This window comes from Bradyrhizobium sp. (assembly GCF_016462955.1).
Classification (GTDB): domain Bacteria; phylum Pseudomonadota; class Alphaproteobacteria; order Rhizobiales; family Xanthobacteraceae; genus Bradyrhizobium.
Genome location: NZ_JAEMSD010000385.1, coordinates 1 through 6,599, shown reverse-complemented (window position 1 = coordinate 6,599; position 6,599 = coordinate 1). Strand labels below are relative to the sequence as shown.

Sequence of the window (6,599 nt, the reverse complement as noted above, 5' to 3'; positions counted from 1 at the left end):
GAATCATCGCACGATGCACCGTGCTGAGGCTGGCGAGCATCTGGCGCTGATGCTGAGGGTTCTTGTGAAACACGTCGATGTTGGTGCCGACCAGCGTGTTCACGTTGAAGTGCGGCAGTTCCTTCTTGAGGTCGGCTTCCGCCGTGCGAAGCAAATCCGTCACCGCATTGTTCATGTAGACGATGTTGAGATCGTTGTCCGCGACCATCAGGTTGGCACTCACCACCTTGGTCGCCATCAACGCCAATGCATCGGAATTCGACTTGCGCTTGAACATGATCTCTCCAATATTGCTTCAGTTGCATGCACGTCGAAGCAGGTTTTTGTTCACGATGCGATCCGTGCGAACAGTCAGCTATCTGAATCGAATTATCAGAGCGTTTGTCCGATCGAAGACACAATGGCCGGATTTTGCCAGGGCGATTAACCTGACAATGACGCGCGGGGCGGTCGCGGATGGCAGCGATCATGAACCGCGAACGGCGCCTTAAGATCACTGTCGCGATTCGGCAAAGTCTCTGGGACACGGCACTGATGTACCGCCGGCGCTGTCGCGCACGGCTGACCGGTCAGCGATGAAGGAGGCGCTTTCATCAAAGTTGCGCGCGCGGACATTTCGCCGCAGCCGTAATTCATCGGAAGACATGCTTCGCCGTCATCCGATCGCTCCTGCCGCACGTTTCATTCAATCTCAAATTGGTGGCGCCCCAGAGGCGATTCGGTAGCTTGAACAGCGGGAGGAATTCTGATTTGGGCGCCGTCTCTTATCTTGACCGCTATCCCTTGCTTCGTTCGCGCGATAGCGAGTTCGCGCGTGAGCGCCTCTTCTCAGTATATGGCGCCGACCGCTTTGACACCCATGACAACGCATTCGGCATGCAGGCCAATCTTGCCCGCCTGAATTCGATCGGCCTCGCCTTCTGCGCCTATGACGGTGCGGCATCGCTCTCCTTTCCTGAATCGCACATTCTCCGCCAGTTCTTCTCCATCCGGGGAGCTGCGCAGTTGACCACCGACGGCAACAGCCAGTCGATCGAGGCCTGGAGCCCGATGATCTCCGGAGATTCCAGGCTCGACCTCGATTTTGCGCCGGGCTATCGCCAGCTCGTGGTGAGGATGGACGCTGGCGCGCTGGAGCGCTTGCTCAAGAGCTTGGTCGGCGACGACAGCGACACGAAGCTGCGTTTCGATGCGAGCGAAGTCGATCCTGCGGCGATGACGCATGTGCGCCAGGAGGTCTTCAGGCTCGCGGAGGAGCTGGAGAGATTTGGACAGAACTACTCATCCATTGCGATCGCTGAGCTCGAGCGGGCACTGATGGTCCGGATTCTGCTGGCACATCGGCACAATTTTTCCGATCGGCTTCAGCGATCCGCCCCGAGTGCCAGCCGGACCGTGATCGACCTCGTGGAGTCCTACATCGAGGCCCATTGGGACGAGCCCCTCGATCTGGAAAGGATCGCGGAGATCGCCAATGTGAGCGCGCGGACGGTCTTCCGCGAATTCTCCGACGCCGGGCGGGGATCGCCCGGCCAGTTCGCACGCCGCGTCCGGCTGCATCGGGCGGCAGAGCTGTTGCGACGGCCCGACGAGCAGACCAGCGTGCTGGCGGTGGCCTTCAAATGCGGCTTCCGGAATCTCGGCCGCTTTGCATCCGAGTATCGGCGGGCCATCGGCGAGCTGCCGTCCGATACTCTGAAGAACGCGAGACGAAGGCAGTAGAGTCCCGTGGACGAAACGGCAATGCCGTTGCACCTGCGCCGCAGGCCGCCGGAAGCGAGGCGCCCCTACCTCAGCCCTTTCCCATCGCCGCAATCGCATCCGCGATGGCGATCGTGCGGCGGGCCATGTCGGCGTGCAGGCGCTCGACCATCGCGCCGTCGAGGCGGATCGCGCCGCGCGAGGCGTTCTCCGGGAGCTCGAACGCGGCGATGATCTTTCGGGCGCGCGCGATCTCTTCTTCGGGTGGCGTGAAGATCGCGTTGCAGGCGTCGATCTGCGAAGGGTGGATCAGGGTCTTGCCGTCGAAGCCGAGATCGCGGCCTTGCGCGCATTCGGTAGCGAAGCCGTCGGGATTGGCGATGTCGCTGTAGGGGCCGTCGAGAATCTCCAGGCCATGGGCGCGCGTCGCCAGGATGCAGTGGGTGATCATCGGGATCATCGCGGCGCGGCCGGGAAGCATCCTGATCCGCGTCTCGCGCGAGATGTCGTTTGGGCCGAACACGAAGCCGGAGAGCCGCCGGGATGGATCGCGCCCGGCCTCGGCCAGCTCCTCCGCATGCAGCACGGCGCGCGCGGTCTCGATCATGGCCCAGACCTTCACCGTCGGCGCGGCGCCCAGCTCTGTCAGCTTGCGGCCGATGAGGTCGAGATCTTCGAGGCTTGAAACTTTTGGAACCAGTATGCCGTCAGGCGAAGCCTTGGCTGCCATCGCGGCGTCGTCGGCCCACCAGGGCGTGTCGAGGCCGTTGGTCCTGATCAAGATCTCGCGCTTGCCAAAACCCTTGGCGGCGATCGCCGCCGCGATGCCGTCGCGCGCCGCCGCCTTGGCCTCGGGCGCGACGGAGTCTTCCAGGTCGAGGATCAGGCCGTCGGCGGCGAGATTGCGCGCTTTTTCCAGCGCACGCGGGTTGGAGCCGGGCATGAACAGATGGCTGCGGCGCGGGCGGGTCATGCTGACGTTCCTTCCTCGTCTGTCGTCTGGCCCAGCCGATAGCATTTGGCCTGCCCGTTCGAAAGGCTTGTCCGCTCCTGCGGTCTATGATTAGGCATAGGTATGATGACATTCCCGAAGCATTTGCTGGAAGGCTACAAGGCCTTCGCCACCCAGCGGCTGCCGACCGAGCAGACCCGCTTCCGCGAGCTGTCGGTGAAGGGACAGTCGCCGGAAGTGATGGTGATCGGCTGCTGCGACAGCCGCGTCTCGCCCGAGGTGATCTTCGACGTCGGCCCCGGCGAATTGTTCGTGGTCCGCAACATCGCCAACCTCGTGCCGGTGTATCAGCCCGACGGCAACGCCCATGGCGTGTCCGCAGCGCTGGAATATGCGGTGACGGTGCTGAAGGTGAAGCACATCGTGGTGCTCGGCCACGCCCAATGCGGCGGCATCCGCGCCTTCGTCGACAAGATCGAGCCGCTGACGCCCGGCGACTTCATCGGCAAATGGATGCAGATGTTCATCAAGCCGGGCGAAGTGGTCGAGCAGCGCGACCACGAGACCATGGCGCAGTTCGTCGAACGCATCGAGAAGGCCGCGGTGTTCCGCAGCCTGGAAAACCTGATGACGTTCCCGTTCGTGCGCAAGGCTGTCGAGAGCGGCCAGATGCAGACCCACGGCGCCTATTTCGGCGTCGCCGAGGGATCGCTGTTCGTGCTGGACAAGACGAGCAAGGAATTCAAGAACGCGCGGAGCGTGGCGTAGGCGACCGCTCTCGCAGGGTAGGCAAAGCCACCGGGTCGCGCGAATGCGCGCCCGATGACAGGCTCCGCGTGCCCACCACCTGTCGCAATTGAAAGAATGGTGGGCACGGCGCGCGGAGAGCGCGCCTTTGCCCACCCTACGGTATCTCGAAATTACGCCGCCTGCTTCTTCGCGCTGATCAGCTTGCGGTTGATCAGCACCTCCGCGATCTGGATGGCGTTCAGCGCGGCGCCCTTGCGCAGATTGTCGGAGACGCACCAGAGCACGAGGCCGTTCTCCACCGTCGCGTCCTCGCGGATGCGGCTGATGTAGGTGGCGTCCTCGCCGGCTGCCTCATACGGCGTGGCGTAGCCGCCGGGCTCCTGCTTGTCGATGACGAGGCAGCCCGGCGCCTTGCGCAGGATCTCGCGCGCTTCGTCCGCGCTGATCGGATTCTCGAACTCGATGTTGACGGCCTCGGAGTGGCCGACGAACACCGGCACGCGCACGCAGGTGGCCGAGAGCTTGATCTTGGGATCAAGAATCTTCTTGGTCTCCATCATCATCTTCCACTCTTCCTTGGTGTAGCCGTCCTCCATGAAGACGTCGATGTGGGGGATGACGTTGAAGGCGATGCGCGCGGGAAACTTCTTATTGACGATCTCGCTGTTGGTGTAGACGGCCTTGGTCTGCGAGAACAGCTCGTCCATCGCGTCCTTGCCGGCGCCCGAGACCGATTGATAGGTCGAGACCACGACACGCTTGATCGTCGCCTTGTCGTGCAGCGGCTTGAGCGCGACCACAAGCTGCGCCGTCGAGCAGTTCGGGTTGGCGATGATGTTCTTCTTCCTGAAGCCTTCGGTCGCGCCCGCGTTCACCTCGGGCACGATCAGCGGCACGTCCGGATCCATGCGCCAGGCCGAGGAATTGTCGATCACGACAGTGCCGGCGGCGCCGATCTTCGGCGACCATTCCTTCGACACCGAGCCGCCCGCCGACATCAGGCAGATGTCGACGTCGGAGAAGTCGTAATGCTCGAGCGCTTTGACCTTCAGGGTGCGGTCGCCATAGGAGACTTCGACGCCGACGCTGCGCCGGGAGGCGAGGGCCACGACCTCGTCCGCGGGGAATTTGCGCTCATCCAGGATGTTGAGCATTTCCCGGCCGACATTGCCGGTCGCGCCGACGACTGCGACTTTGTAACCCATCGTTCACTCTCCGATGAAAAAGCCCGTTCCCGAAGCTGACGCTTAAACGGGAAGAGCAGCGCTTCTATGCGAGAACCGGCCACAAGACAACGTTAAGACCATGCCTGAAGGCCGTGGATGCAGTCGCCTGAGGCCAGCACGGCCGTTAGCCCTACCCGGATCCATCTAACGCTCCTGGCCTTCGCCGACGAGGTGGTCGGCACGCTGGCGCGCCTGATTGCCTATGTGGGGGCGCTCGCTCTGTTTGCCATCCTCGCGCTCGCGGCACTGGAAAGACTGCCCGATTGGCACGATGATGCGCCGGCAGACAAGCCAGGCTGGGGCGTGGCGGGCCGCTCGCATCCGGCGTTTGCCCTTAGCCGGCTCGATTCGTCAGAGAAAACAGCCTCCTACACCATTCTCCGGCATCCCGAGGGCGGCCGCAGGGACGTGCTGCGCTGGGCGGACGAGGCGGGCAGGCCTGTCGCCGAGCTGGAAATCTATCGCCAGGGCGCCGGATTCGACGTGACACGGCCGGCAGCCGCGGATCTGGCCGCACGGATGGGGCTGGGCGCGGCGTCCCCGCTCGAGCAGGCCGGCCTGATCGACACCAAATTCGGTCCCGTCGCCCTGTTCCGGCCGGTCGGCCCGGGCGAGGGAGCGCAGGCTTGCCTCGGCTATCTCAAGCGCAACGAGGAGCCGGCGCTGCAAATCTCCGGCTTCTCCTGCCTGGGCAACACGATGCCCGGCCGCCGCGCGGCGATCGCCTGCATGCTGAACCGGCTGACGCTGCTCGCCTCCGGCAACGATCCGAAGCTGGCGGAGATGTTCGCCCATGCCGAGCTGAAGCGCCGCGGCTGCGATCCCGTGGGCGCGGACTGGCTGCTCGGTCATGCGAATGCGCAATTGCGCGGTGCGCTTTGATCGACATCAAGCCCAAGTGGCTGGTTTGCATGCAACTTTTGCCGGCGCGCACGATTATTCCGCCCTGGTGTGACCCAATTGACCTAGTTGCGGTCACCCCTGCCGGGCTAGTATGGGGTGAAATCGACTGGCGGCGTGCCGCCTGAAGGGGACGTGATGAGCTCGAAATTCTCTGCCGCGAACAAACTGGCCACATTGCTTGCGGCGGGCGCCGCATTGGCCATCGCGTTCGCGGCCCCGGCTGCGGCCGACACCAGGACAAAGCAGCGCTATGACGAGCGCGGCCGGCCCTATTACGGTCCGAGCGGTCCCAACGCGGTCTATCAGCAGGGCCGCACCCGTCTCTATGTGAGCAAGCGCTCCTGGCTCGACGGCGGCACCGAGGTCAATCCGGGCGACCGCAAGTTCACCGACTACGCCTTCCCGCCGGCGGTGGGCTATCCGTCCTTCGCCCGCGAGAACCTCAACCGTCCGATCGACCGCCAGCCGCTCTCCCCGCCGCAGGATGTCGGCGGCTATCCGCAGAACTTCCCGCTGTACTGAGCGACGGATCGAGCCAGTCAAAAGGCCGGGCTTATGCCCGGCCGTTTTTTGTCAGATGCGCGCGTCTCATGCTTTGGCCGCCGGGTCGTAGCGCCGGCAAAACTCCTCGATCGCCTCGGAGCGGAAATCACCGAGGCGCTCGAAGATGATCTCATCCGGCCAATCCCACCACGCGATGCGTCGCAGGCTTTTCGCAACGGAATCGTCGAAGCGTTTGCGGATGGGACGGGCGGGAACGCCGCCGACGATGGTGTAGGGCGCGACGTCGCGGCTGACGACGGCACCGGCGGCAATCACCGCACCGTCGCCGACCGTGACGCCCGGTAGCAGGATGGCGGCGTGGCCGATCCAGACATCGTTGCCGACGATGACGCGGTCACCTCGGCGGCCTGCGAAGAAATCGCGGTCGCGCGTCGCGCTCGCCTCGTAATATTCAGGGACGTAGGTGAAGCGATGCTGGGACGGACGGCCCATCGGATGGTTCGGCGCGCCGATCCGCACCGAATTGGCGATGGCCGTGAACTTGCCGATGGCGGCGTCGGCGA

The 6,599-nt window shown here is 64.0% G+C and carries 7 protein-coding genes and 1 pseudogene; 4 read left to right on the top strand and 4 right to left on the bottom strand.

Going from position 1 to position 6,599, the window contains the following annotated elements; all coding sequences use genetic code 11:
- Window positions 1-277 (bottom strand): annotated as a pseudogene (locus JHD07_RS29130) (histidine kinase); the annotation flags it as partial.
- 473 nt (window positions 278-750) lie between these two features.
- On the opposite strand from JHD07_RS29130, the gene JHD07_RS29125 reads away from it, so the two are divergent.
- Window positions 751-1,722 (top strand): AraC family transcriptional regulator, encoded by a 972-nt coding sequence (locus tag JHD07_RS29125; protein ID WP_291628445.1) that lies wholly within the window; start codon window positions 751-753, stop codon window positions 1,720-1,722.
- A 70-nt stretch (window positions 1,723-1,792) separates the two neighbouring features.
- Here the strand turns inward: JHD07_RS29125 and JHD07_RS29120 are convergent, their stop codons facing one another.
- The gene (locus tag JHD07_RS29120; RefSeq protein ID WP_291628443.1) at window positions 1,793-2,674 is read right to left on the bottom strand and encodes a CoA ester lyase; all 882 of its coding nucleotides are present in this window, start codon (window positions 2,672-2,674) and stop codon (window positions 1,793-1,795) included.
- Window positions 2,675-2,776: 102 nt separating this feature from the next.
- Here JHD07_RS29120 and JHD07_RS29115 point away from each other — a divergent pair, with 102 nt between their 5' ends.
- Window positions 2,777-3,421 (top strand): carbonic anhydrase, encoded by a 645-nt coding sequence (locus tag JHD07_RS29115; RefSeq protein WP_291628440.1) that lies wholly within the window; start codon window positions 2,777-2,779, stop codon window positions 3,419-3,421.
- 152 nt (window positions 3,422-3,573) lie between these two features.
- Here JHD07_RS29115 and JHD07_RS29110 read toward each other — a convergent pair whose 3' ends face one another.
- Complete coding sequence (locus tag JHD07_RS29110; RefSeq protein ID WP_291628438.1) at window positions 3,574-4,608, bottom strand: aspartate-semialdehyde dehydrogenase; 1,035 nt, start codon at window positions 4,606-4,608, stop codon at window positions 3,574-3,576.
- A 117-nt stretch (window positions 4,609-4,725) separates the two neighbouring features.
- On the opposite strand from JHD07_RS29110, the gene JHD07_RS29105 reads away from it, so the two are divergent.
- Together JHD07_RS29105 and JHD07_RS29100 are read left to right on the top strand one after the other, a co-directional pair.
- Window positions 4,726-5,511: a hypothetical protein gene (locus JHD07_RS29105; RefSeq protein ID WP_291628436.1), complete on the top strand. Its 786-nt coding sequence runs from the start codon at window positions 4,726-4,728 to the stop codon at window positions 5,509-5,511.
- A gap of 156 nt (window positions 5,512-5,667) precedes the next feature.
- Window positions 5,668-6,054 carry a hypothetical protein gene (locus JHD07_RS29100; RefSeq protein WP_291628434.1) on the top strand — a complete coding sequence of 129 codons (387 nt, stop codon included), beginning with the start codon at window positions 5,668-5,670 and terminating at the stop codon, window positions 6,052-6,054.
- Between the two features lie 66 nt (window positions 6,055-6,120).
- Here JHD07_RS29100 and JHD07_RS29095 read toward each other — a convergent pair.
- Window positions 6,121-6,599, bottom strand: a 479-nt coding sequence (locus JHD07_RS29095) for a DapH/DapD/GlmU-related protein (RefSeq protein WP_291628432.1), incomplete at its 5' end; no start/stop codon positions are given.